General features: G+C 67.5%; 21 protein-coding genes and 1 tRNA gene. 9 read left to right on the top strand and 13 right to left on the bottom strand.

The window, feature by feature from the left end; translation table 11 throughout:
- The gene (locus E3N86_RS01780) at positions 1-1875 is read left to right on the top strand and encodes a helicase-associated domain-containing protein (protein ID WP_134342240.1); all 1875 of its coding nucleotides are present in this window, start codon (positions 1-3) and stop codon (positions 1873-1875) included.
- Positions 1876-1915: 40 nt separating this feature from the next.
- The gene (locus E3N86_RS01775) at positions 1916-3571 is read left to right on the top strand and encodes a DNA repair helicase XPB (protein ID WP_104100124.1); all 1656 of its coding nucleotides are present in this window, start codon (positions 1916-1918) and stop codon (positions 3569-3571) included.
- A gap of 19 nt (positions 3572-3590) precedes the next feature.
- Here E3N86_RS01775 and E3N86_RS01770 read toward each other — a convergent pair whose 3' ends face one another.
- Genes E3N86_RS01770 through E3N86_RS01760 form a run of 3 tightly spaced genes read right to left on the bottom strand, consistent with a single transcriptional unit; the run spans position 3591 to position 6482 of the window.
- Positions 3591-4319, bottom strand: a complete 729-nt coding sequence (locus E3N86_RS01770) for a pyrimidine reductase family protein (RefSeq protein ID WP_134511208.1) — start codon at positions 4317-4319, stop codon at positions 3591-3593.
- Complete coding sequence (folP, locus tag E3N86_RS01765; RefSeq protein WP_134511207.1) at positions 4319-5227, bottom strand: dihydropteroate synthase; 909 nt, start codon at positions 5225-5227, stop codon at positions 4319-4321. Before folP ends, E3N86_RS01770 begins: the two co-directional genes overlap by 1 nt.
- Before the next feature lie 10 nt (positions 5228-5237).
- On the bottom strand, positions 5238-6482 hold the full coding sequence (locus E3N86_RS01760; protein WP_134511206.1) for an NAD(P)/FAD-dependent oxidoreductase: 1245 nt from the start codon (positions 6480-6482) through the stop codon (positions 5238-5240).
- A 108-nt stretch (positions 6483-6590) separates the two neighbouring features.
- On the opposite strand from E3N86_RS01760, the gene E3N86_RS01755 reads away from it, so the two are divergent.
- From E3N86_RS01755 to E3N86_RS01745, 3 genes are all read left to right on the top strand, one after another.
- On the top strand, positions 6591-7283 hold the full coding sequence (locus E3N86_RS01755; protein WP_104100128.1) for a response regulator transcription factor: 693 nt from the start codon (positions 6591-6593) through the stop codon (positions 7281-7283).
- Positions 7284-7313: 30 nt separating this feature from the next.
- Entirely contained in the window at positions 7314-9029 is a 1716-nt protein-coding gene (locus E3N86_RS01750) for a cell wall metabolism sensor histidine kinase WalK (RefSeq protein ID WP_134342238.1), read from the top strand.
- Positions 9030-9171: 142 nt separating this feature from the next.
- Positions 9172-9462, top strand: a complete 291-nt coding sequence (locus tag E3N86_RS01745; RefSeq protein WP_104100130.1) for a WXG100 family type VII secretion target — start codon at positions 9172-9174, stop codon at positions 9460-9462.
- Between the two features lie 142 nt (positions 9463-9604).
- Here the strand turns inward: E3N86_RS01745 and groL are convergent, their stop codons facing one another.
- The 5 genes from groL to E3N86_RS01720 form a co-directional block, all read right to left on the bottom strand.
- Positions 9605-11224, bottom strand: a complete 1620-nt coding sequence (groL, locus tag E3N86_RS01740; RefSeq protein WP_104100131.1) for a chaperonin GroEL — start codon at positions 11222-11224, stop codon at positions 9605-9607.
- Positions 11225-11355: 131 nt separating this feature from the next.
- The gene (locus E3N86_RS01735) at positions 11356-12435 is read right to left on the bottom strand and encodes a DUF3048 domain-containing protein (RefSeq protein ID WP_166784969.1); all 1080 of its coding nucleotides are present in this window, start codon (positions 12433-12435) and stop codon (positions 11356-11358) included.
- Positions 12436-12526: 91 nt separating this feature from the next.
- The gene (locus E3N86_RS01730) at positions 12527-12730 is read right to left on the bottom strand and encodes a cold-shock protein (RefSeq protein WP_104100133.1); all 204 of its coding nucleotides are present in this window, start codon (positions 12728-12730) and stop codon (positions 12527-12529) included.
- A 212-nt stretch (positions 12731-12942) separates the two neighbouring features.
- Complete coding sequence (locus tag E3N86_RS01725) at positions 12943-13521, bottom strand: LytR C-terminal domain-containing protein (RefSeq protein ID WP_134511204.1); 579 nt, start codon at positions 13519-13521, stop codon at positions 12943-12945.
- Positions 13522-13583: 62 nt separating this feature from the next.
- The gene (locus E3N86_RS01720; RefSeq protein WP_134342235.1) at positions 13584-13895 is read right to left on the bottom strand and encodes a DUF3263 domain-containing protein; all 312 of its coding nucleotides are present in this window, start codon (positions 13893-13895) and stop codon (positions 13584-13586) included.
- Between the two features lie 190 nt (positions 13896-14085).
- Here E3N86_RS01720 and msrB point away from each other — a divergent pair, with 190 nt between their 5' ends.
- The gene (gene msrB, locus E3N86_RS01715) at positions 14086-14487 is read left to right on the top strand and encodes a peptide-methionine (R)-S-oxide reductase MsrB (protein WP_104100136.1); all 402 of its coding nucleotides are present in this window, start codon (positions 14086-14088) and stop codon (positions 14485-14487) included.
- A 3-nt stretch (positions 14488-14490) separates the two neighbouring features.
- Entirely contained in the window at positions 14491-15069 is a 579-nt protein-coding gene (locus E3N86_RS01710; protein WP_104100137.1) for a nitroreductase family protein, read from the top strand.
- A gap of 16 nt (positions 15070-15085) precedes the next feature.
- On the opposite strand, the gene E3N86_RS01705 is transcribed toward E3N86_RS01710, so the two are convergent.
- Positions 15086-15158 (bottom strand) — tRNA-Thr (locus E3N86_RS01705).
- Between the two features lie 73 nt (positions 15159-15231).
- Entirely contained in the window at positions 15232-16146 is a 915-nt protein-coding gene (locus E3N86_RS01700) for a thioredoxin domain-containing protein (RefSeq protein WP_134373893.1), read from the bottom strand.
- 252 nt (positions 16147-16398) lie between these two features.
- Here E3N86_RS01700 and E3N86_RS01695 point away from each other — a divergent pair, with 252 nt between their 5' ends.
- Positions 16399-17496, top strand: coding sequence for an ABC transporter ATP-binding protein (locus E3N86_RS01695; protein ID WP_134373891.1), 1098 nt, complete (start codon positions 16399-16401; stop codon positions 17494-17496).
- Between the two features lie 93 nt (positions 17497-17589).
- The gene (locus tag E3N86_RS01690) at positions 17590-18918 is read left to right on the top strand and encodes a DUF4032 domain-containing protein (protein ID WP_134342234.1); all 1329 of its coding nucleotides are present in this window, start codon (positions 17590-17592) and stop codon (positions 18916-18918) included.
- A 125-nt stretch (positions 18919-19043) separates the two neighbouring features.
- On the opposite strand, the gene rlmB is transcribed toward E3N86_RS01690, so the two are convergent.
- The 3 genes from rlmB to ispD are packed head-to-tail and all read right to left on the bottom strand — an operon-like array spanning position 19044 to position 22809.
- A complete protein-coding gene (gene rlmB, locus E3N86_RS01685) occupies positions 19044-20159 on the bottom strand; it encodes a 23S rRNA (guanosine(2251)-2'-O)-methyltransferase RlmB (RefSeq protein ID WP_134511203.1) in 1116 nt (371 codons plus the stop codon).
- On the bottom strand, positions 20159-21574 hold the full coding sequence (gene cysS / locus E3N86_RS01680) for a cysteine--tRNA ligase (protein ID WP_104100142.1): 1416 nt from the start codon (positions 21572-21574) through the stop codon (positions 20159-20161). Before cysS ends, rlmB begins: the two co-directional genes overlap by 1 nt.
- Complete coding sequence (ispD, locus tag E3N86_RS01675) at positions 21571-22809, bottom strand: 2-C-methyl-D-erythritol 4-phosphate cytidylyltransferase (RefSeq protein ID WP_104100143.1); 1239 nt, start codon at positions 22807-22809, stop codon at positions 21571-21573. The genes cysS and ispD overlap by 4 nt, the downstream gene beginning before the upstream one ends.
- Positions 22810-22938: the final 129 nt, after the last annotated feature.

Raw genomic sequence — 22938 nt, 5'->3', positions numbered from 1 at the left:
ATGCTCACACTCGCTTCGCGCCTTCGGGCGCTGGATGACGCAACGTTGCGTCGCACGATCGACATCCGCATGGTCTCGGCCACGGGCATCCGTGATTTCTTCGACCTGGCCGAGGCTCTCCTCGAACCAACCGCAATCCAACGGGTGCTGGCACGGCTCGATCGGGCCACCCTCGCCGTTCTCGCCGTCGCCGGTGAGCTCAGCCAGGGAACGGAGGTCGGCACGGCTGCCGCGCCGTCGCTGTTCGACCTCGCCGAGCGCCTGTCCGAACTGGCAGGTTCGCCCGTCGACGTGGCCGAGGTCGCCGGCCGTGCCGCCGAATTGGACTCCCTCATGCTCGCGCGCCTGACCGACGGGCGTTTCAGTTCCTACCCGGCGGTGGCCGCGCAACTGCTGACCTGGCCGGACCTGGGCCTGCCGACCGCGCTCGAGCTGGCTTCGACGCCAGCACCCGCGGCGCTGGCCAGTGTCGACACCACCGATACCCGCTTCACAGACCGTCTCGCGGCGGAGCGTGCCTTCGCCGCGGTGTCCTCCATCGCCGAACTGGTCACCGAGCTCGCCCGCGAGCCGGCCAGGGAGCTCAGCCGGGGCGGGCTCGGCCTGCCCGACACCAAGCGTCTGGCCGCCGTGATGGGGGTCGAACTTGAATTCGTGCCCTCCTTCGTCGCGACCGCGGCCCGAGCCGAACTCATCGCCCATTCCGACGGCTACTGGAATGAAACCGAAGCCGGCGAGGCCTGGCTGCTCGAGAGCACCGCCCGCCGCTGGGCAACCCTGGCCGACGCCTGGCATGCGGCCCTGCCGCCGGATGTGCGCGGGATACTCGCCCGCCGGCCCGGCGTGTCCTGGGGCGACGTGCTGCGCAGCTTCGTGGCCTGGCTCTACCCGGCCGGCGGCCAGTGGATGGACGACCGGGTCACCGAGTTCGCCGAGGACGCCGAACTGATCGGCATCACCGCCCACCAGACCACCAGCCCGGCCGGTGCATCGGTGCTGGCCGGTGACCTCGAGGCGGCCGTCGCCACCATGGCGGCCGCGCTGCCGGCGACCGGCGGCGCGGTGTACCTGCAGAACGACCTGTCGATCGTGTCCCCCGGACCGCTCGCCCCCTCGATCGACAGCCGCCTGCGGGGGCTCGCCGACGTGGAGAGCCGGGAACTCGCCCTGAGCTACCGCATCACCGCCAACTCCGTGAACCGCGCCCTGGCGGCCGGCGAAAGCGCGGAGTCACTGCTCGATTTCCTGCGCACGGTCTCCCTGACCGGCATCCCACAGCCCGTCGACTACCTGATCCGGGAATCCGCCGCCCGCTACGGGCGCGTGCGCGTCGGCCCGACGGACCCGATGGAGTCCCCGGCCCAGGCCTATGTCCAGTCCGACGACGCGGCCCTGCTGAGCACCATCGCCGTGGACCAGACGCTCGCCTCCCTCGGCCTTGTGCCTGCCGAGGGCAGCCGACTGACCAGCCGGTTCCCCTCCGACGTGGTCTTCTGGGCGCTCAGCGATGCGCGCTACCCCGTCGCCGCGGAGGACGCCACCCATGAGATCGTGCACCTGCGCCGCCACCAGCTCGCTCGGGTCGTGCCGGTGGACGCCCCGGATCCGGCCGTCACCCTGGTCGAGAGGCTGCGTGCCGCCGATGGCGGCGAGGGCCAGGCAGCGGATGCCTGGCTCGCCCGCCAGCTCGACCTGGCAATCAAGGCGAAGCAGACCGTCGTCGTCAGCATCGCCATGCCCGGCGGTGTGGTGGTCGACTATCTGCTCGAGCCGGCCAGTGTGGGCGGCGGGCGTTTCCGGGCCCGAGACCGTCGCGCCGACATCGAACGCACGCTGCCTCTGTCCAGCATTATCAGCATCACGCCGGCGCCGTAGGTGCGGGCCTTCACGCTGACCGGGCGTAGGATTAACGGCTATGTCTGATGGCCCTCTGATCGTCCAAAGTGACCGTACGGTTTTGCTCGAAGTCGCCCACCCTCTTGCCGAGGATGCGCGCCACGACCTGGCCGTGTTCGCCGAGTTGGAGCGTGCCCCCGAGCACATCCACACCTACCGCATCACCCGGCTGGGGCTGTGGAATGCCCGCGCCGCGGGGCACGACGCCTCCAACATGCTGGCCACGCTCGAAAAGTACTCGAAGTTCGCCATCCCGCAGACCGTCAGCGTGGACATCACGGAGACGGTCGGCCGGTATGGCCGGCTCATCATCGAACGTGACACCGAGGGTCAGCTCATCCTGCAGAGCAACGACCAGGCCGTGCTCACCGAGATCGCCGGGGCCCGGCGCATCGCGCCCCTCCTGATCGGGCATCCGTCGCCGGACTCGTTCCTGGTCGAGCCGTGGGCGCGCGGCCAGCTCAAACAGGAACTGGTGAAACTGGGCTGGCCGGCCGAGGACCTCGCCGGCTACACGCCGGGAACGCCGCATCCGATCGGTCTTTTGGAAGACGGTTGGGCGCTCCGGGACTACCAGAACAAGGCCGTCTCCAGCTTCTTCGACGGCGGCTCCGGCGTGGTCGTGCTGCCCTGCGGGGCCGGAAAGACGCTGGTCGGCGCCGGGGCCATGGCCACCGCCAAGACCAACACGCTCATCCTCGTCACCAACACGGTCTCCGCCCGTCAGTGGCGCGACGAACTGCAGAAGCGCACGACCCTCACCGCCGACGAGATCGGCGAGTACTCCGGGCAGGTCAAGGAGGTCAAGCCGGTCACGATCGCGACCTACCAGATCCTCACCGCCAAACGGAAGGGCGAATACGCGCACCTCGAGCTACTCGACGCCATGGACTGGGGCCTCGTCATCTACGACGAGGTGCACCTGCTGCCGGCCCCCGTGTTCAAGCTGACCGCGGAGTTGCAGGCCCGCCGCCGCCTCGGCCTCACCGCCACCCTGGTGCGCGAGGACGGCCGCGAGGGCGACGTATTCAGCCTGATCGGCCCGAAGCGGTTCGACGCGCCCTGGAAGGAGATCGAGGCCCAGGGCTTCATCTCCCCAGCCTCCTGCTTCGAGGTGCGCATCGACCTGCCCCAGTCCGAGCGACTCAGCTATGCCGCCGCCGCCGACGACGAGCGCTACCGGATGGCCGCGACCGCACCCGCGAAGCTCGACGTCGTCAAGCGCCTGGTAGCCAAGCACCCCGGAGAACGCATCCTCGTGATCGGACAGTACCTCGACCAGATCGACGAGCTCGCCGAGGCCCTGAATGCCCCCAAGCTCACCGGTGCGACCCCTGTCGACGAGCGCGAGCGCCTCTACCAGGCCTTCCGAGTCGGCGAGGAGAACCTGCTCGTGGTGTCAAAGGTCGCGAATTTCTCGGTCGACCTGCCGGAGGCCACCGTCGCCATCCAGGTTTCGGGTTCCTTCGGCTCACGCCAGGAGGAGGCGCAGCGCCTCGGCCGGCTTCTACGGCCGAAGGAGTCCGGTCTGTCCGCGAACTTCTACACGCTGGTGGCCCGCGACACCGTCGACCAGGACTTCGCCCAGAACCGCCAGCGCTTCCTCGCCGAGCAGGGCTATAGCTACACGATCCTTGACTCGCAGAATCTGGACGCGCAGGTCGTCTCCGTCTGACTGGCGGTGAAACGGCCGGTCAGGTGGTCGGAGAGGAAGCCTTCCGGCGGGCATAGCGCAGGAACAGCATGTCCCCGGCGGTCAGCACGTGCAGCAGGGACATCTCCCGGGTGATGGCGGCGGGACCGGCGGAGATCCGTCCGGCCGGGCCGCCCTCGAGCACGGGGCTGACGGTGAGGCACAGCTCGTCGACGCAGTCGGCGTCGATCAGCGCACCGAACAGGTTCGGCCCACCCTCGCAGAGTATCTGCGCCAGACCGCGCCGAGCCAGCTCCGCCCGCATCAGCCGCGGGTCCACGACGTCCTCCCCGCAGACCAGCACGTCCGCCACCTCTGCGAGCTCCGCGCGTCGCCGCAGCGGTGACGCCGCGTGCGTCACGACCAGCGGCCGCACGGCGGCGTCCGCGAACAGCGAGTGGCTCGGCTCGAGGTCCAGCCGTGAGGACACGATGGCGACGGGCAGCTGCGCCGGAAGTCCGTGCCGGACCCGCCACGCGGCATCCGCGGGGCCCTGACGGATGCCGACGTACCCCTCGGCGCGCACCGTGCCCGCACCGACCACGATCACGTCAGCGAGCATCCGAAGGGTATCGAAGACGAGCCTGTCGTCGGCGTTCCCGAGCCCGCCGCTCACACCCTCCCGGGTGGCGGCGCCGTCGAGGCTGGCGATAAAATTCACTCGCAGGTGCGGCAGAGTGCGGTCAGGCACCCGGTAACGGATGATCAGCTCGTCACGATCCAGCATCATCAGGCCAGGTTGTGGCGCACGTGCGCCGGTTCGCGGAAGCCCAGGATCGCCTCGGTCATCCGCACGGCGTCGACCGCGGCGGCGACGTTATGCATCCGCACGATCCGGGCGCCCTGCAGGATGCTGTAGACGGCGGCGGCGAGCGATCCCGCGATCCGGTCGCCCCGCTCACGGTTCAGCGTCTCCCCGATGAAGTCCTTGTTCGAGACTGCGACCAGAGTGGGGTAGCCGAGGGCGGTGATCTCGCCGAGCCTCCGGGTCAGCTCGAGCGAGTGGTAGGTGTTCTTGTTCAGGTCGTGCCCGGGGTCAACGATGATGCGGGATGCCGGGACGCCGCGACTCCGGGCCAGCTCGATCCGTTCATCCAAGAAGGTTGCGACCTCGTGCACCACGTCGCCGTAGGTGGGCCCCGGCCACGGTGTGCGCGGCGGCGCGAGGCTGTGGGTGATCACCAGCGTCGCGTCGCTGTCCGCGACGACGTCAGCCATGGCCGGGTCGTGCACCCCGGTGGTGTCGTTGATCACGTGGGCGCCGGCGGCCAGGCTGGCGCGCGCCACGGCGGGATGAAAGGTGTCGACGGAGATGACGACGCCCGAGCCGCGCAGGGCCTCGACCACCGGGACGACCCGGTCGATCTCCTCCTCGATCGGAATGGACGGGCCGGGCGCGAATCTCGCCCCGCCGATGTCGACCCAGTCGGCGCCGTCCAGGATGGCGCGCCGGGCGGCCGTGACGGCCTCGTCAAGAGCGAAGGTCGCCCCCTTGTCGTAGAAGGAATCCGGCGTGCGGTTGACGATGGCCATCACGGCCACCTCACGGGAAAAATCGAACAGTCTCTCCCCGATCAGTCGCCGTGGATGGATCAGGTCGGGCAGCGCCGGGCCAGGTCGAGTGGTCGCGTTGTCCATGTCAGGTCCTTCAGTCGGGTGCTCCGGCGAGAAGTTCGTCCAGTTCAATGCTCTCATCCGCGAGCCGGGTCGTGTCGACCCGCACCTCCGTCCGGATGAAGCGCTGCACCGTCTCATTGACGTCCCACACGTTGACGTTCATGCCGGCGACGACCCTGCCGTCCAACACCCAGAACGCGATGAATTCCCGCCTCGCCGGGTCACCGCGAAACACGACCTCCGCATCCCGGGCAAGTGCGCCGTACCCCGAGTACTCCATCCCGAGGTCGAACTGGTCGGTGTAGAAGTACGGGATCGCGTCGTAGCTGACCGCCTGGTCAAGCATCGAGCGGCCGGCCGCGGCGCCAGCCCGCTCGGCGTTGTCCCAGTGCTCGACGCGCAGATGGTGCCGCAGCACGGGGTGGAAGACCGTGGCGACGTCACCCACCGCGTAGACGTCCGGGTCGATGGACCGGAACGCCGCGTCGACGACGATGCCGTCGTCGACGGCCAGGCCCGCGTCCCGGGCCAGGTCCGTGTTCGGCACCGCGCCGATGCCGATGACGACGACATCGGCCGAAACGACCTCGCCGCCGGGGAGTCCCACTCCGGTGACCCTCCCCTGCGTCCCGATCAGTCGGTCGGCCTGAGTTTCCATCCGCAGATCCACCCCGTTCACGCGGTGCAGCTCCGCGAACACCGACCCGACCTCGTCGCCGATCACCGGGGCCAGCGGCACGCCATCCCGCCCGAGCACCGTGACGGTGTTGCCGTAACCGCGGGCGGCCGCGGCGACTTCGAGACCGATCCAGCCGGCCCCGACGATCACGACCCGGCGGTTTCCCGGCTCCAGCTCGGCTCGGAGCGCCTGCGACTCGCCGACCGTGCGCAGATGGTACACCCCGGCCAGGTCTGCGCCCGGGCCGGGAAAGCGCCGTGACGACGCCCCCGTCGCGAGGAGCAATCTGTCGTAGCGCACGGATTTGCCCTCCCGCATGGTCAGCTCGTGGGTGTCGAGCGCCAGCCCGGTCACCCGGGCACCCAGCCGCACGTCGATGCCCCGCTCGTCGTACCACGGTGCCGGGTGCACGTCGATCGTGTCCCGGGCGGCCCGCCCGGCCAGGTAGTCCTTGGAGAGGGGCGGCCGCACGTAGGGGTACTCAGTCTCCCCGGCCAGCAACACGATGCTCCCGTCGAACCCCTCGGAGCGGATGGCCTCGGCCGCTCTGGCCCCGGCCAAGCCGGCCCCCACAATCGCAAAAGTCGGAACAGTCATTCTGGTCTCCCCACGCCGCGGCAGTCTGGTTTGATCACCAATCTACTCGCCAGCGCGCATACCGGGCATTTTCAGTAAACCTTCAGCTAACGCGCAGATAATAAACCCATGACTGACGGCCCACGCATACTTATTGTCGACGACGAACCCAATATCCGGGATCTCCTCACCACCAGCCTGCGTTTCGCCGGATTCGCCGTGCGAGCCGTCGGAAACGGCGCGCAGGCGATCTCCGCCGTCCTCGAGGAAGAACCCGACCTCATCATCCTTGACGTCATGCTGCCGGACATGAACGGTTTCGGAGTAACCAAGCGCCTGCGGTCCGCCGGCTACACGGCCCCGATCCTCTTCCTCACGGCGAAGGACGACACCGAAGACAAGATCACCGGCCTGACGGTCGGCGGCGACGACTACGTCACCAAGCCGTTCAGTCTCGACGAGATTGTGGCCCGGATCAAGGCCATCCTTCGCCGGACCATGCAGGCCGACGAAGACGCGATCATCCGCGCCGGCGAACTCACCATGGACCAGGACACCCACGAGGTCCTGGTCGGCGACGCCCCCATCGAACTCAGTCCGACCGAGTTCAAGCTTCTGCGCTACCTCATGCTGAACCCGAACCGGGTCCTGTCGAAGGCTCAGATCCTGGACCATGTCTGGGAGTACGACTTCAACGGTGACGCCGGCATCGTCGAGTCCTACATTTCTTACCTCCGCCGCAAGGTGGACGCGCACTCGACCGAACCCCTCATCCAGACCAAGCGCGGCTTCGGCTACATGCTCAAGGCCGCCAAGGCGTAGACACAGGCTGCGCTCATACACTGGTTTCCTATGCATCAGTCACTTATGGAGCGGTGGAGCCGCATTTCCCTGCGTTCCAAAATCACGGGCGTCACGGTCCTGATGCTGACGCTCGGCCTGCTCGTCTCCGGCATCGGCACGATGGCCATGCTTCGCCAATACGTGGTCCAGCAGGTCGATTCGCAGCTGCAGATCGACGCCCAGTCCGCCTCGAACAGCTATTCGGCGGCGGCTCTCGGCCAGGGCACTACAGCCGTGGTCTCTTCGGACTACTACGTCGCCCTGTATGACGAGCACGGCAGTCTCGAGGACCACACCTGGCGGGATGTCCCGCGCAGTGAGCTGCCGATCCTGACCGCACCGCTCGACCTGCAGACCGTGATGGAGCTCGACGGCAAGACGATGACTCTGGTGGACTCGGCACACGACACCGAGTTCTTGGCGGTCGCCGTGCCGCTCGTGATCTCGCCTCAGGGAACCTTGGGCACGCTGGTCATGGCGGTCTCGTTGAGGCCGACCGAGAACACCATGGCCACCTACCTCACCATTTTCTTGGGGTTCGGGCTCGGGGTCGTGCTGGTGGGCGCCCTGCTCACCCGGCTGCTGGTGACCACCACCTTTGCACCGCTGCGAGAGGTGGAGCGCACGGCCGCGGCCATCGCCGATGGCGACTTCAGCCAGCGGCTCGGCGGCGCCACGCCCAACACCGAGGTCGGGCGCCTCAACCGATCGCTCAACACCATGCTGAGCCGCATCGACCGCCTGTTCAAGGACCGCGCCCGCACCATCGACCAGATGCGCCGCTTCGTCGGCGACGCCAGCCACGAGTTGCGCACTCCCCTCGTCTCGGTGCGCGGCTACGCCGAGCTCTACCGAATGGGTGCCTTGCAGGCCCCGGAAGAAATCGCACTGGCCATGGAGCGCATTGAGAAAGAAGCGATCCGCATGGGCGGCCTCGTCGAAGACCTGCTCGAGCTGGCCCGGCTCGACGAGACAAAGCCGCTTGCCCTCGCGCCGGTCGACCTGATGCCGCTCGCCCGTGACGCGGCCCTCGACGCCATGGCCTCCTCCCCCGGTCGCACCATCACCGTCGTCACGCCGATCCCCGCCGAGATCGAGGACAGCACCGAACGCCCCGCCATCGACCTCGCTCACTCAACGGGAGAAGTCCCCTCCGCTGCCGCACCAGGTTCGAAGCCCGACGAGCCGAACCAACCGGCGGGCGGATCCGTCTCTTTCGCCGGGGCAACCCTCGCGCGGCTGCGCACCCGCAAACCACGCAAAGCGGATGTTGCGCCGCCGGCTCCGGAACAGACTCCGGTGACCGAGCCCGGCACCGTGCAGGCCGTGGTGATGGCCGAGGAGAACAAGATCCGCCAGATCATCACGAACCTGATGGGCAACGCGCTACGCTTCAGCCCGACGGACAGCCCGGTCGAGCTCGAGGTCGCAGTCGACCGCCGAAACCAGCGCGCCTCCATCGCCGTCATCGACCATGGTGAGGGTATCCCGCCGCAGATCAGGGAGAAGATCTTCCAGCGCTTCTGGCGTGCGGACACCTCCCGTGCACGGGAGACCGGCGGCAGCGGGCTCGGCCTGGCGATCGTCGCCTCGATCGTCGCCAGCCACAACGGCACCGTCCAGGTCGTGGACACCCCCGGCGGCGGCGCAACGTTCCGGGTCTGGTTCCCACTGGCCTGTTCTCCGAGCGCGCCCCAGCGCGTCGCCCCCGTCATCACGTCGTAGCGCGTGCCGCGGCGTCAAACCCCCGCGGTTCCTCCCCCGCGGTCCGGGAGGATGATTTGCCATGGCACAACGGCAGCCAACGGGAACGGCTGCAGGCGGCTCCGTAGTCTGATCGGTATCTTCCCCTGCCGAAAGGACCCCCATGACCCGCTATCAGGTCGACAGCGAAGCAGTGCTCCACACCACCTCCGTGGCGCGCGCCACGATCGGGCGCATCCAGGGCGAGGTCGCCGGACTCATCGCCCAGCTGACCGCGCTGGAGGGCTCGTGGACGGGCCAGGCCGCCACCGCGTTCCAGGCGGCGGTCTCGGACTGGCGTGCCACCCAACAGCAGGTGGCCCAGAGCGCGGAGGGATTGAATCTGGCCCTGAACCAAGCCGGCCAGCAGTACGCCGAGATCGAGCAGGCCAACGCGCGCCTCTTCCTGCGTTAGCCGCGACGGCCTGCGCATTGGCGACGCCTGTTTTGACGAGGCCTGTTTTAGCGAGGCCTGTTTTAGCGAGGCCTGCATTAACGACACAGGGCGCCTCCCGGCGGAGGCGCCCTGTGTTGTGAAGCGGTGAAGCGGTGTGGACTTAGAAGTCCATTCCGCCGCCCTGGTCGCCGGCCGGAGCAGCGTTCTTCTCCGGCTTGTCGGCGACTACGGCCTCGGTGGTGAGGAACAGTCCGGCGATCGACGCTGCGTTCAGCAGCGCGGAACGGGTGACCTTCACCGGGTCATTGATTCCGGCGGCGAGCATGTCGACGTACTCACCGGTCGCGGCGTTGAGGCCCCAACCGATCGGCAGGTTGCGCACCTTGTCGGCGACAACGCCCGGCTCCATGCCGGCGTTGAGGGCGATCTGCTTGAGTGGAGCGTCGATGGCAACCTTGACGATGTTCGCTCCCGTTGCCTCGTCGCCGACCAGCTCGAGCTTCTCGAACGCGGTCTTGCCGGCCTGGATCAGCGCAACGCCACCACCGGCGACGATGCCCTCTTCGACGGCAGCCTTCGCGTTGCGGACGGCATCCTCGATGCGGTGCTTGCGCTCCTTGAGCTCAACCTCCGTCGCGGCGCCGGCCTTGATGACTGCGACTCCGCCGGCGAGCTTGGCGAGGCGCTCCTGGAGCTTCTCGCGGTCGTAGTCACTGTCGGTGTTTTCGATCTCGCTGCGGATCTGCTGGACACGTCCGGCGATGGCTTCGGGGTCTCCGGCGCCTTCGACGATGGTGGTCTCGTCCTTGGTGATGACGATCTTGCGCGCGTTGCCGAGGAGGTCAAGCGTGACGTTCTCGAGCTTGAGACCGACCTCTTCGCTGATGACCTGTCCACCGGTGAGGATGGCGATGTCCTGCAGCTGGGCCTTGCGACGGTCGCCGAAGCCGGGAGCCTTGACGGCGACCGACTTGAAGATTCCGCGGATCTTGTTCACCACGAGCGTGGCCAAGGCCTCGCCGTCGACGTCCTCGGCGATGATGAGGAGCTGCTTGCCGGTCTGGATGACCTTGTCCACGATGGGGAGCAGGTCCTTGATGTTGGAGACCTTGGAGTTGACGATCAGGATGTAGGGGTCTTCGAAGACCGCTTCCTGACGGTCGGGGTCGGTCACGAAGTAGGCGGACAGGAAGCCCTTGTCGAAGCGCATGCCCTCGGTGAGCTCGAGCTCGGTGCCGAGAGTGTTCGACTCCTCGACGGTGACAACACCCTCCTTGCCGACCTTGTCGATGGCCTCGGCGATGATGGCGCCGATTTCGGCGTCACCGGCGGAGATGGAAGCGGTGGCCGCGATCTCTTCCTTGGTCTCGACCTCTTTGGCGTTGGCGATGAGCTCAGCGATCACGGCGGCCGTGGCCTTCTCGATGCCACGCTTGAGGCTGATCGGGTCTGCTCCGGCCGCGACGTTGCGCAGGCCTTCACGAACGAGCGCCTGAGCCAGGACGGTGGCGGTGGTGGTTCCGTCGCCCGCGACGTCATCGGTCTTCTTGGCGACCTCCTTGACGAGCTCGGCACCGATCTTCTCGTACGGGTCGTCGAGTTCGATCTCCTTGGCGATGGACACGCCATCGTTGGTGATCGTGGGAGCGCCCCACTTCTTTTCCAGCACCACGTTACGTCCGCGCGGGCCGAGGGTGACCTTGACAGTGTCAGCGAGGATGTTCAGGCCACGCTCAAGGCCGCGACGGGCCTCTTCGTTGAAAGCAATGATCTTTGCCATATGTGTTTCTCGTCCCTCCCGGACGTTACCAAAACGGTGATGGGTTGGCACTCAAACAGAGAGAGTGCCAAGTAGATTCTGGCACTCTGGGGTCGAGAGTGCAAGTGAACGGCAAGGTGCCGCGGCCGCGGCTACGGCACCAGCACAACCGTGCCTCGGTCCGACGGCACCAGCTCGATCCAGGTGTTACCGGCGGCGAGACGAATCGTCACGCCGAAGTCATCGACGAGACGGATGGGGGCGGTCTGGTCGGCCTTGGACCAGACCGCATGCACGGACTTGCCGCCGGCCGACACCCAGGCTTCCCCCGAACCGATCATTGTCGTCGTGGGAACATCTCCGTAGGTGCCGTCGATCGCGACCCGCAGGACCAGGACGTTGGTCGCCCGCAGCTGCGCACCGGTGGCGTCGAGGTCAGGTGCGCCCTCCTGCGAGCGCAGGTAGGCAGCACCGGCCGCATCCCACGTCCAGCCGGGCCAACGGGCGGTGGAGAAGGTGGAGTTGATCGCCGCGACGGGCGCGCCGTCGACGGCCGCGGACGATCCCTGCACGGTCGCGGAGTAGGCAAATTGCTGGTTCGGCGGCGGCACGGTGGCGTTCCGCGCGACGAGCGCTGAGGCCTGGAGGATGACGTTGTGCGGGGCTTCCCGGTCATCCGAACGCGCGAAGAGGCCGGTGTCGTCGGTATCGAAAGCGGCGCTGACGACATCCGTCGCGTCCATCAGGTCGATGAATTTCTGTTGGCCGCCGGAATAAGCCGCGATTCCGCCGAAGGGCGCGATGATGTCCGGGTCCATGGGTCGGATCGATCGCACCGGCCCGACGAGTTCAGGCACGTCGGAATGCCAGACCGCGACATAACGGGTCAGCCCGCCCTCGACCAGTTCTTCGAGGACGATGTCGGCGCGCTCGAGAGAGAGCTGCGGCCTGGCCGCTTCGTGGTTGTCGATCTTCACCGAGAGGGCAGGGTTCTGGAGGCTCCCGGCCGGCACACTCGTGCCACGCAATGGGGCGACCGCCGGGTCTGCGGCCGACTCGAAGGTGGAGTTCCAGGGCGTGCTGGTCGAGCTTGCCGGCGGCTTCGGCGCGTCACTGGCGCATGCGGAGACCAGCAGAAGGGGCGGCAGAAGGACGACCCCGAGCATCCGGATGGACCGGATTCTCGGTGCCGCACTTCGTCGCTGCGCTTGAACCACTATTTTCGTTGTCACGCCCCAAACCCTAACGCGGCTGCACTGCCGCGCACACATGCCTGGGAGCGACCCGACCCTGCGGTCGACCGCTGGAACATCCCCCGCTGGATCAGATCGGACGAACCGCTTCTGCCTGGGGCCCCTTTGCCCCTGTACCCAGTTCGAAGATGACGTGCTGTCCCTCTTCCAGAACCTTGTAGCCGTGCATGTCGATGGCCGAGTAGTGGACGAAGACGTCCTGGCCACCTCCATCGACGGTGATGAAGCCGAAACCCTTTTCAGCGTTGAACCATTTGACGGTTCCGTTCGCCATGTATAACTCCTTGTTGCTGTGAATTCGTCGACACGCGCCCGCTGGCCGTACCGGGCCTGGCGCAAGGATTGCGTCCATTGCATTCGACCGATGGAATACGTCTCCTGCGAGAACGCCCGGTCAAACAAAATGAGGGACCAACGCCCAATTTACGGAAGCTCCGGAAGAACGAAAGGGGGTTGACGCGCGAGCGCCGGACGTATAGGCGACGGCTATTCGGCCGGCTCGTAGTCGGCGCCGACAACAACGGTCAGGTCCGCTGCGGAATCGGCGAAATCGCTTGAAAGCAGCACCTCCGAGCCGGGCAGTGACTCCGCGACTCCGCGGGCCGCTCCCTCCAGGGCCGCGTCGGCGTAGTAAACCGTCGTCGTCTGCACATCCTCCGTGCTCGCGTTGTCCAGCTCTTCGATCGTCCAGCCCTCCGCCTCGAGGAGATCGCCAACGGACCGGGCGATCCCCTCGCCGGCGGTCCCGTTCAAAACGGTCACGGTCGAGTCAGGGTCCACGGTCGCGGCCGGCGTCGGCACCGGCGCCGGAGTGTCACTCGGAGTGGCGCTCGGCTCAACCGTGCTGTCAGCAGTCGTCGCCGTGCCCGGCAACCCGAAGTTCAGGTTGTTGTTCAGGACGGCCAGGCCGACGACTCCGATTCCGACTAGCAGCACGGTTGCGCCAAGAGACCACCACACTGCGACCCAGCCGCGCCCTTTCTTGCCGGGCGCGCGGTGGGCCCCCACCCGCTCCAGGAAGTGCGGGAAGTGGTCGAAGCGGTCTTTAGCGTAGGAATTCGGCATCGTGAGGCTGGTCAGATCCTTTGTAGTGGTGATGAGACACGGGAAGGGTGCAGGTCAGGGAGTCAATCGGTGGACTGTAGCGACCGGCGGCCCCTTGCCTGCGACCGGGCGTCGCGCAGCCGCTGCAGGCGTTTCACCAGCATCGGGTCGTGGGCCAGGGCCAGCGGCGAGTCGATCACAACCCCCAGTAGTTGATAGTACCGGGCGGCCGAGAGGCCGAACTCGGCCCGGATCGCCTGTTCCTTGGCGCCGGCATGCTTCCACCACTGCCGCTCGAAGGCGAGGATCAACCGGTCGCGCGCGGACAAGCCTGCCGGCGAGGAGGACTCCGAGGCAGGCTCCGCGGGAGTCGACGAGCCGGGAGCTCCGTCCACGTGCCACCTCCCTCGATCTCTGCAATCCTAATTGTCGATGCCTGCGTACTCGCTGGGCCGTTGGCCGTGCTGTCCAAGGTGGAAAATCCTGCCGGGCTCCTGATCGAGGAATACCACCGCGGTCTGGCGAGTTTAGTGTTGATACGGACAGATTTCGGCCTCTCCGGGGTCGAGCAGGAAGGAACGGAACATGGACTACGAGGTCGAGAAGTCGGATGCGCAGTGGCGCGCGGAGCTGAGCCCCGAGCAGTACGCCGTACTGCGCGGCGCCGCCACCGAGCGGGCGTGGGCCGGCGAGCTCCTCGATGAGGGCCGCTCCGGGATTTACACCTGCGGGGCTTGCAATGCCGAGCTGTTCAAAAGCGGCACGAAGTTCGACTCCGGTTGCGGCTGGCCGAGCTTCTACGAATCGGTGCGTCCCGAGGCCGTTGAACTCCTCGAAGACCGCACCCTCGGGGTTGTGCGCACCGAGGTGCGCTGTGCTAAGTGCGGCTCTCACCTGGGCCACGTTTTCGACGACGGATTCGGAACGCCCACCGGCGACCGGTACTGCATGAACTCCATCTCGCTCAATTTCAAGCCGGTCGAGTAAGCGTTGCCCGACCTCCTTGATACGGTCAATCATCGACGCTCCCACTCCAAGGTCACCGGGCAGGCACCGAGCCATGCGGAACTGCTGCCTTTGGTGGCTGTCGCGGCCCGTGTCGCCGACCATGGCGCTCTGCGTCCGTGGCGGCTGATCGAGTTGCGCGGTGACGCCCGGCGCCGCCTGGGCGAGGCCATGGTCGAGGCCGCCGGCCTGAACGGCGCCGAAGCCGCCAGGCTGGCCGCTAAGCCGCTGCGCGCCGAACTTCTGATCGCCGTGGTCGCGAGCCGTCGCGAAAGCGACACGGTGGCGGTCTGGGAACAGGACGCCGTCGCGGCCGGTGTCGCCCACATGCTGAGCCTTCTCCTCGCCGCCCAGGGCTGGGGCGTCATGTGGCGTTCCGGCGCCCTGGCCCGCACGCAGCCGGTGAACGAAACCCACGGCCTCGCGGCCTCGGAAGAATTGCTCGGCTGGCTGTACGTCGGGGGCATTCCGGCCGATGCAAAACCGGGCGTGCGCTCGCCGATCGATCCGACGGATTTTCTCAGCGCCCTCGAGGAAACCGTCACCGAGAGAATCACGATCTGAAGCGATGAGAGAACAGGGCCGGCCACGGGACTTGAACCCGTAACCCCCACTTTACAAGAGTGGTGCGCTACCAATTGCGCCAGGCCGGCATGAGGCGATTGACGCCTTGACTAATCATTCTAAATGACGAACCCGTGCTGTGCCGCCATCGAAGCGGGGCGACTACCCTGCCGGTGCCGGCTCGGGGGTCGGCGTCGAGGTGGAGTAGGTCGCGCCAGCCGCCTGTAGCACGAAGGCCGCGAACTCCCTCGGGTCGTCGAGTGCGCCGACGTACTGCTTTCCGTTGACGAGCACGGTGGGTGTGCCGGTGATGGCCTCGACCTCGGTGTTCGGCAACGGACCGGACAGAGCCCGGTCGGTGGATGCGATGACCCACGATTTGAAGGTCGTATCGTCAATGCACGCGTTAATCTGCGACACCCGGTCGCTCACGCCGGCGTCCTTCACGAGGCCCTTGATGGCCGCGTCGTCGTGACCGGCAGTGCCCTCCTTGGGCTGTTCCTGGAACAGGATGGCGTTGAAGTCGTAGAAGTTTGCGGGGGAGTAATTGGCCACACATGCAGCGGCGTTCGCAGCCCGAAGCGAGTATTTCGTGCCGGAGGACTTGTGGGTCAGGATCGAAACCGGGTGGATCTCCACGGTCGCGGCACCCGACGTGACCCACTGGCTGATCTGGTCACTGTTGGCGGCATCGAACTCGCTGCAGAACGGACAGAGGTAGTCGGCGTAGACGCGAATGTCGGCGACCGTGCCGGTCGCATCCGGCTTGGACGGTATCGGCTTGGCCTCGGGCTGGAGTGCAGAGGTCGTGACCGGGGTCATCCCCTCGGAGATCAGCACGCCGTCACTGGCCATGTTCGCCGGACCGGGGCCGACCGGGGGAATCGAGTTGATGATGACCACGGCGATGACCGCGGCAATGGCGACGCCGGCGACGGCGATTCCGCTGCGCAGGGCGACCCGGTAACGGCGGTCCTTCTTCTTCTGCTCCTCGCGGATCCGCTTGGCCTTGGTGCGCACCGCGTCACGTCGCTGATTCTTTGAGGGACGGCTGTCGCCCGATCCGCCAATAGTCATGAATGCTCGCTCCGAGTAGTTAGTGCAGAGGCAAGCCATTTGCGAATGCCTCCCAAATAGTAGGTCCCCTTTCTGGGAAACGTCCAGACGGGGCCTGTGGGCGGGCTCCGCCGCAGAATTCCCGCCGTCGCAGCGATCCCCCGACATGACATACTTAGAAAGTTGACCTGACGCACATGACGCGTGTCAGGCGTAATAACCCATCACAACGGATCGTCCGGCACGTACCTGCCGGTGAAGGAGTAATCAACCATGGCTTCAGTCACGTTCGACAAGGCGACCCGCCTGTATCCGGGTTCCTCTATTCCCGCCGTTGACAAGCTCGACCTGTCGGTTGCCGACGGCGAGTTTCTCGTACTGGTCGGCCCGTCCGGCTGCGGCAAGTCCACGTCCCTGCGCATGCTCGCCGGCCTTGAAGAAGTCAACGACGGCAACATCTTCATCGGTGAGCGCAACGTGACGGATGTCCCGCCAAAAGACCGCGACATCGCCATGGTCTTCCAGAACTACGCTCTGTATCCCCACATGACGGTTGCCGAGAACATGGGCTTCGCGCTCAAGATCGCCGGCGTCAACAAGGATGAGCGCGCCGCCCGCGTTCTCGAGGCCGCCAAGCTGCTCGACCTCGAGCCGTACCTGAGCCGCAAGCCGAAAGCACTCTCCGGTGGCCAGCGTCAGCGCGTCGCCATGGGCCGTGCCATCGTGCGTCAGCCCCAGGTGTTCCTGATGGACGAGCCTCTGTCGAACCTCGACGCCAAGCTGCGCGTGCAGACCCGCACCCAGATCGCTTCGCTCCAGCGCCGCCTCGGCGTCACGACGGTCTACGTGACCCACGACCAGACCGAAGCCCTCACCATGGGCGATCGCATCGCGGTCCTCAAGGATGGCGTGCTCCAGCAGGTCGGCACGCCTCGCGACCTGTATTCGAAGCCGAACAACGTCTTCGTTGCCGGCTTCATCGGCAGCCCGGCCATGAACCTGTTCCTGGCCGACACCGTCGACGGTGGCGTCAAATTCGGCACCGCAACGATCCCCGTGCCCCGCGAGACCCTGGCCGGCTCCACCGGCAATAAGGTCACGATCGGCGTTCGCCCCGAGGACATCCACCTGTCCACCACGCATGGCGAGGGCCTCGAAGTTGCCGTCGACCTGGTCGAGGAGCTCGGCGCCGACGGTTACCTCTACGGCCACTCCACGGTCGAGGGCAAGCGCACCGATATCGTCGCTCGCGTCGATGGCCGTTCTCACTCGTCCGCCGGCGACACCGTTTACCTCACCCCGACGCCGCACCACATGCACGTTTTCGACGCCGAGACCGGCCTGCGCCTCGGTGGAGCAGTCGCCGACTAGGCACCCGCTCGTCAACGAACGGCCGGACGGAGCATGCTCCGTTCGGCCGTTTTGTCGTTCCCCGACTGCGGAGCACACCGGTAAACTCGACGGATGAGCGGTTCACTCAACATCACATCGGCCACTGCCGATCCAGCCCTACTTGACCTTCCCTGGAACCTCCCGCTGGATGCCTGGCCGAACGAGAACATCGCAGCCCTGCCCAAAGGCATCTCCCGCCACCTTGTGCGCTTCGCTCATTTGAGCGGTCGTGTCGTCGCCATCAAGGAGACCACCAGCGAGATGGCCAAGCGCGAGTACGAGATGCTCCGTACCCTGCAGGGCCTGGAAATTCCCTGCGTCGAGCCGCTCGCCGTGATCACGAACCGCACCGATGACGACGCCGAGCCGCTGAATTCGGTGCTCGTCACCCGGCACCTCAAGTTCTCGCTCCCCTACCGCGCGCTCTACTCGCAGACCCTGCGGCCCGACACCGCCACCCGGCTGGTCGACGCCCTGGCCCTGCTGCTGGTACGCGTGCACATGGCCGGCCTCTTCTGGGGTGATGTGTCGCTGTCCAACACCCTCTTCCGCCGTGACGCCGGCGCGTTCGCCGCCTACCTGGTCGACGCCGAGACCGGGCAGCTATATCCAGGCGGGCTCTCCAACGGCCAGCGCGAGAACGACCTGGAGATCGCGCGCGTCAACATCGCCGGTGAGCTCATGGACCTCGAGGCCGGCGGTCGAGCGGCCGACGAGCTGGATCCCATCCGGGTCAGCAATGGGATCGTGGCCGCCTACCGGCTGCTCTGGAAAGAGCTCACCGGGTCGGAATCCTTCTCCAGCTCCGAACGCTGGCGCATCACGGAACGCGTCGAACGCCTCAACGACCTCGGGTTCGACATCGAGGAACTGGCCATCAAGACGGACAACACGGGTACGACCGTGCGCATCCAGCCGAAGGTCGTCGACGCCGGCCACCACCAGCGGCGCCTGCTGCGGCTGACCGGGCTCGACGCCGAGGAGAACCAGGCCCGGCGCTTGCTCAACGACCTCGACTCCTACCGGGTCTCCTACGGCGACCCGGAGGCCGACGAGGAGATGCTGGCGCACGAGTGGCTGGTGCGCGTCTTCGAACCCGTCATCCGGGCCATTCCCCGCGATCTCAAGGGCAAGCTGGAACCGGCCGAGGTCTTCCACCAGCTGCTCGACCACCGCTGGTTCATGGCCCAGAACCAGTCCAGGGACATCCCGCTGGCCGAAGCCGTCACCTCCTACGTCAAGGACGTGCTCCGGCACCGCCGCGACGAGGCCACCGTGATCGAGCCGGCCACCGGCGAGATCACGATCCCGATCGACGTGACCGACGATGAGACCGCCGCACTGGCGGACGCGGCCGAGTCGGCCGCCGACGACGCGGCCGACTGGCGCCTCAAGGTCTGATCCGGCCGGCGCTCCGCCGGGTCCGTGTACCCAGCCGAACCGTGACAAAAGGCCGCCAATTGTGGGATTAAGGGGCTTTTCTCGCGGTTCGGCCTGCCTGGCGGGCGCCCGGCCGGCGGGTCGGGTTAAGAGGCTGCGGAGGCGGCTGCCGCCGTCGTCGCGGCGGCTGCCTGCTTCGCGACCTTGGCGGCCTTGGCAGCCGCGCGCAGTCGGGAGACCTCGTATAGTGTCACGCCGGCCGCAATCCCCGCGTTGAGGGATTCGGTCGAGGCGCTGATCGGGATCGACACAATCGCGTCGCAGGTCTCGGTGACGAGGCGGGACAGCCCCTTGCCCTCGCTGCCGACCACGATCACGATGGGGCGCTCGGCGAAACCGATGCCGAGCTCGGGCAGCTGGGTGTCGCCATCACCGGCGAGGCCGATGACGAGCACGCCGCGCTCCTTGAGCGCCTTGAGCGACTGGGTCAGGTTGGTGGCCATGGCGACGGGAAGTCGGGCAGCGGCGCCGGCCGACGTCTTCCACGCCGACGCGGTCACGCCGACGGACCGACGCTGCGGCACGATCACGCCATGTCCGCCGAACGCGGCCGTCGAGCGGATGATGGCGCCGAGGTTGCGGGGGTCGGTGATGCCGTCGAGGGCGACGAAGAGCGGCTTGTGGCCGCGGCTGATCGTCAGTTCCAGCAGCTCGAGGGGCTGGGCGTACTCGTAGGACGGCACCTTGAGCGCGAGACCCTGGTGCACCGAGTCCCGGCCGGCCAGGCGGTCGAGCTCCGGGCGCATGACCTCGAGGACGGGGATGCCGCGGGTCGTCGTGAGGGTGAGGACCTCCTTCACCCGTTCATCCATTTCGATGCGCGTGGCGATGTACAGGGCCGTGGCGGGGATCTTCGCCCGCAGCGCTTCCAGCACGGAGTTGCGCCCGGTCACAACCTCATGCTCGTCGATCTGCTTGGCCCGGCGGGTGGACGCTCCGCCGCCGCCGGTGTTGCCGGTGGTGGCGCTGCGCGGCGCGCTCTTGGGACCCGCGGAACCGCGGCTGCGGCCGCCGCCGGCCGCGACGAAGCGGTCCTGGGCGAGCTTGCGTTTGCCGGCGGGGTGGTAGGGGCGGTCTTCCGCTTTGGGCGTGGGCTTCTTGCCCTCGAGCGCCTGGCGTCCCTGGCCGCCGGAACCGACCTGTGGTCCCCGGCTGCCCTTGCGCACGGCCCCGGTGCGGGACTTACGGTCTGTGTTCTTCATCAGTCAAAACTCCAATGGGCACCCGAGGGGGTGTCTTCGATGGTAATTCCGGCGGCGACGAGCTCGTCCCGGATACGGTCTGCGGCCGCATAGTCACGGCCCTGCCTTGCGATTTCGCGATCGTCGAGCAGGCGCTCGACGAGGGCGGTGAGTGCGATCATGGCCGGTTCGTCCGTGGCCACGGACCAGCCCGGTGAGAGCGGGTTGATTCCGAGAACCTCACTCATGGCGAGCACGTGACCACGCGCGGCGGCGGCCGCGTGCAGATCTTCGGCGTCCAGCGCCGCGTTGCCGGTACGCACGGTGTCGTGCAACACGGCCAGAGCCTGAGGCACCGCCAGGTCGTCGTCCATGGCGGACGCAAATTCGTCCGGGACGATCTCGACGCCGGATCCGGCGAAGCGGGTATCCGCCAGGCGGCGGTCGGCGCGGTCGAGGAAGCTCTCGATTCTTTCGAGGGCCGCTTCGGCCTCCACGAGGGAACCCTCGTGGTAGTCGATGGTGGAACGGTAGTGGGCCGCCCCCAGGTAGTAGCGCACGACGATGGCGCGCGCCTGGTCGAGCAGCTCCGCCGCGAAGACCGAGTTGCCCAGCGACTTGGACATCTTCTGCCCATTCACGTTGACGAGACCGTTGTGCACCCAGTAGCTCGCGAAGCCGTCGCCGGCGGCGGCGGACTGGGCCAGCTCGTTCTCATGGTGCGGGAAGCGCAGGTCGAGCCCGCCGCCGTGGATGTCGAAGTGGGAGCCGAGGTAGCGGGACGCCATGGCCGAGCACTCGATGTGCCAGCCGGGACGGCCGGCTCCCCACGGGGACGGCCAGGAGGCGGACTCTGGTTCGTCGACTTTGCGACCCTTCCACAGGGCGAAGTCGCGTGGGTCATTCTTGCCACGCGGGTCGGCATCCGCTGCCGGTTCCATGTCGCCGCGCCGCTGGCGGGTGAGGTCACCATAGTCGGGCCAGCTCGCCGTGTCGAAGTAGACGTCGCTGGAGGCGTCATCGGCCGGGTAGGCGTGCCCGAGTTGGATCAGGCGGGTGATCAGGTCTTGCATCTGCTGGATGCTGGCGGTCGCCCTGGGTTCGTAGCTGGGGGCGAGGATGCCCAGCCGCTGGTATCCGGCGGTGAACTCCAGCTCGTAGCGATAGGCGAGCGCCCACCACTGCTCGGTGCCCCCGACCGCGTGGGCCAGAATTTTGTCGTCGATGTCGGTGACGTTGCGCACGAAGGTGACATCGAAGCCGCGGTAGGTGAGCCAGCGGCGCAGCTGGTCGTAGACGAGGGCGCTGCGCAGGTGGCCGATGTGGGGCGAGGACTGCACGGTGGGTCCACAAACGTAAATACCCACCGCGCCGGGCGTGAGGGGTATGAAGTCGCGGAGGGCCTGGGCCCTGGAATCGTAGAGTCGCATGGTCACGCTTCCCAGCTTAGGTCAGGGTCTGCCGGGGGTTCGGGGAGAATGAGCGCCGTCGCGATGGCGGCGAGGCCCTCGCCGCGGCCAGTGAAGCCCAGGGCATCCGTCGTGGTCGCCGACACGGCGACCGGCGCCTTCAGCAGCGATCCGAGCAGCGCCTCCGCCTCGGCCCGGCGCGTGTTGAGTTTGGGCCGGTTGCCGATGATCTGCACCGTGACGTTGCCGACCCGGAACCCGGCGGCCGCCAGCAGGCGCAGGGTCTCGCCGAGGAACACGTCGCCATGGGCGCCGACGAGGCGCGGATCGGATGTGCCGAAGACACCACCGATATCGCCCAACCCGGCGGCGCAGAGCAGGGCGTCGCAGATGGCGTGCACGGCGGCATCGCCATCGCTGTGCCCGGACAGTCCGCGCTCCCCCGGCCAGTGCAGGCCGGCGAGCCACAGTTCGGAGTCGTCGTCGAAGGCGTGCACATCGAGCCCGGTGCCCACGCGGGGCGCGGTGTCGGTGCGGGGCGCGGACTGGGCCGGCACGCGCGCGCCGAGCAGGGCCTCGGCCCGGCCCAGGTCCCACAGGGTTGTGATCTTGAAGGCGAGCGGGTCCCCGGCGATCACGCTGACCGGGTAGCCGGCGGCGGCCACCACGCCCGCGTCATCGGTCGCCGCGAGCGACGAGCCGGCGGATGCCGCGGCGGCCGCGGCGGTGAGCATCTCCCTCGGGAAGCCCTGCGGGGTCTGCACGGCCGAGAGTGCGGCGCGGTCCACCGTGCCCAGGATCTCGCCGGCAGCGGAGATTTTCTTGATGGTGTCGACCACGGCCAGGCCGGGAACGATGCCGTGACCGGTTGACTGCACCGCGTCGACGACGGCGTCGCAGAGCGCGGCGGGCGTGAGGGCACGCGCGGCGTCGTGCACCAGGACGGTGCGCACGCCGGGGTGCAGCGCGGCCAGGCCGCGGTTCACCGATTCCTGTCGGGTGGCGCCGCCGGCCACCACGTCGACGGATGCTGCCCCGCCCGCCCTCGAGGCGACCCGGCGGGCGTGAGCCAGGTGGGTGGCGGGCGCGACGACGATGACCTGCACCGGATCCCGCATCCCGAACACAGAGGCAAGCGCGCGTTCGAGCAGCGTGCGTCCGGCCAGCGAGACGAACGCCTTCGGCTCGGCGTGCCCGAGCCGGCTGCCACTCCCGGCGGCGACGACGATGACTGCGACCTGGGGCGCAGGGGTTTCAGTCATATCTGGACGCTATCTGGTGAGGTCGACGACGAACGCGAGACGGTGAGTACGAGGTGGTGCGGGAGGTACTGCGGCAAAAGACCGCGTCGGTGCGGGCGTCGGAAGCACGAAATGCGAAAGGCGGCACCT

It is taken from the genome of Cryobacterium sp. Hz7 (assembly GCF_004402815.1).
Taxonomy (GTDB): Bacteria; Actinomycetota; Actinomycetes; order Actinomycetales; family Microbacteriaceae; genus Cryobacterium; species Cryobacterium sandaracinum.
The sequence above is the reverse complement of the archived record's forward strand: the minus strand, read 5'-3'. Positions and strand labels throughout refer to the sequence as shown.

Bases quoted from the DNA above. Each gene is read 5' to 3' on its own strand.
- E3N86_RS01780 (WP_134342240.1), top strand. From the start codon at position 1: ATGCTCACACTCGCTTCGCGCCTTCGGGCGCTGGATGACGCAACGTTG.
- E3N86_RS01775 (WP_104100124.1), top strand. From the start codon at position 1,916: ATGTCTGATGGCCCTCTGATCGTCCAAAGTGACCGTACGGTTTTGCTC.
- E3N86_RS01770 (WP_134511208.1), bottom strand. From the start codon at position 4,319: ATGATGCTGGATCGTGACGAGCTGATCATCCGTTACCGGGTGCCTGAC.
- folP (WP_134511207.1), bottom strand. From the start codon at position 5,227: ATGGACAACGCGACCACTCGACCTGGCCCGGCGCTGCCCGACCTGATC.
- E3N86_RS01760 (WP_134511206.1), bottom strand. From the start codon at position 6,482: ATGACTGTTCCGACTTTTGCGATTGTGGGGGCCGGCTTGGCCGGGGCC.
- E3N86_RS01755 (WP_104100128.1), top strand. From the start codon at position 6,591: ATGACTGACGGCCCACGCATACTTATTGTCGACGACGAACCCAATATC.
- E3N86_RS01750 (WP_134342238.1), top strand. From the start codon at position 7,314: ATGCATCAGTCACTTATGGAGCGGTGGAGCCGCATTTCCCTGCGTTCC.
- E3N86_RS01745 (WP_104100130.1), top strand. From the start codon at position 9,172: ATGACCCGCTATCAGGTCGACAGCGAAGCAGTGCTCCACACCACCTCC.
- groL (WP_104100131.1), bottom strand. From the start codon at position 11,224: ATGGCAAAGATCATTGCTTTCAACGAAGAGGCCCGTCGCGGCCTTGAG.
- E3N86_RS01730 (WP_104100133.1), bottom strand. From the start codon at position 12,730: ATGGCGAACGGAACCGTCAAATGGTTCAACGCTGAAAAGGGTTTCGGC.
- E3N86_RS01725 (WP_134511204.1), bottom strand. From the start codon at position 13,521: ATGCCGAATTCCTACGCTAAAGACCGCTTCGACCACTTCCCGCACTTC.
- msrB (WP_104100136.1), top strand. From the start codon at position 14,086: ATGGACTACGAGGTCGAGAAGTCGGATGCGCAGTGGCGCGCGGAGCTG.
- E3N86_RS01700 (WP_134373893.1), bottom strand. From the start codon at position 16,146: ATGACTATTGGCGGATCGGGCGACAGCCGTCCCTCAAAGAATCAGCGA.
- E3N86_RS01695 (WP_134373891.1), top strand. From the start codon at position 16,399: ATGGCTTCAGTCACGTTCGACAAGGCGACCCGCCTGTATCCGGGTTCC.
- E3N86_RS01690 (WP_134342234.1), top strand. From the start codon at position 17,590: ATGAGCGGTTCACTCAACATCACATCGGCCACTGCCGATCCAGCCCTA.
- rlmB (WP_134511203.1), bottom strand. From the start codon at position 20,159: ATGAAGAACACAGACCGTAAGTCCCGCACCGGGGCCGTGCGCAAGGGC.
- ispD (WP_104100143.1), bottom strand. From the start codon at position 22,809: ATGACTGAAACCCCTGCGCCCCAGGTCGCAGTCATCGTCGTCGCCGCC.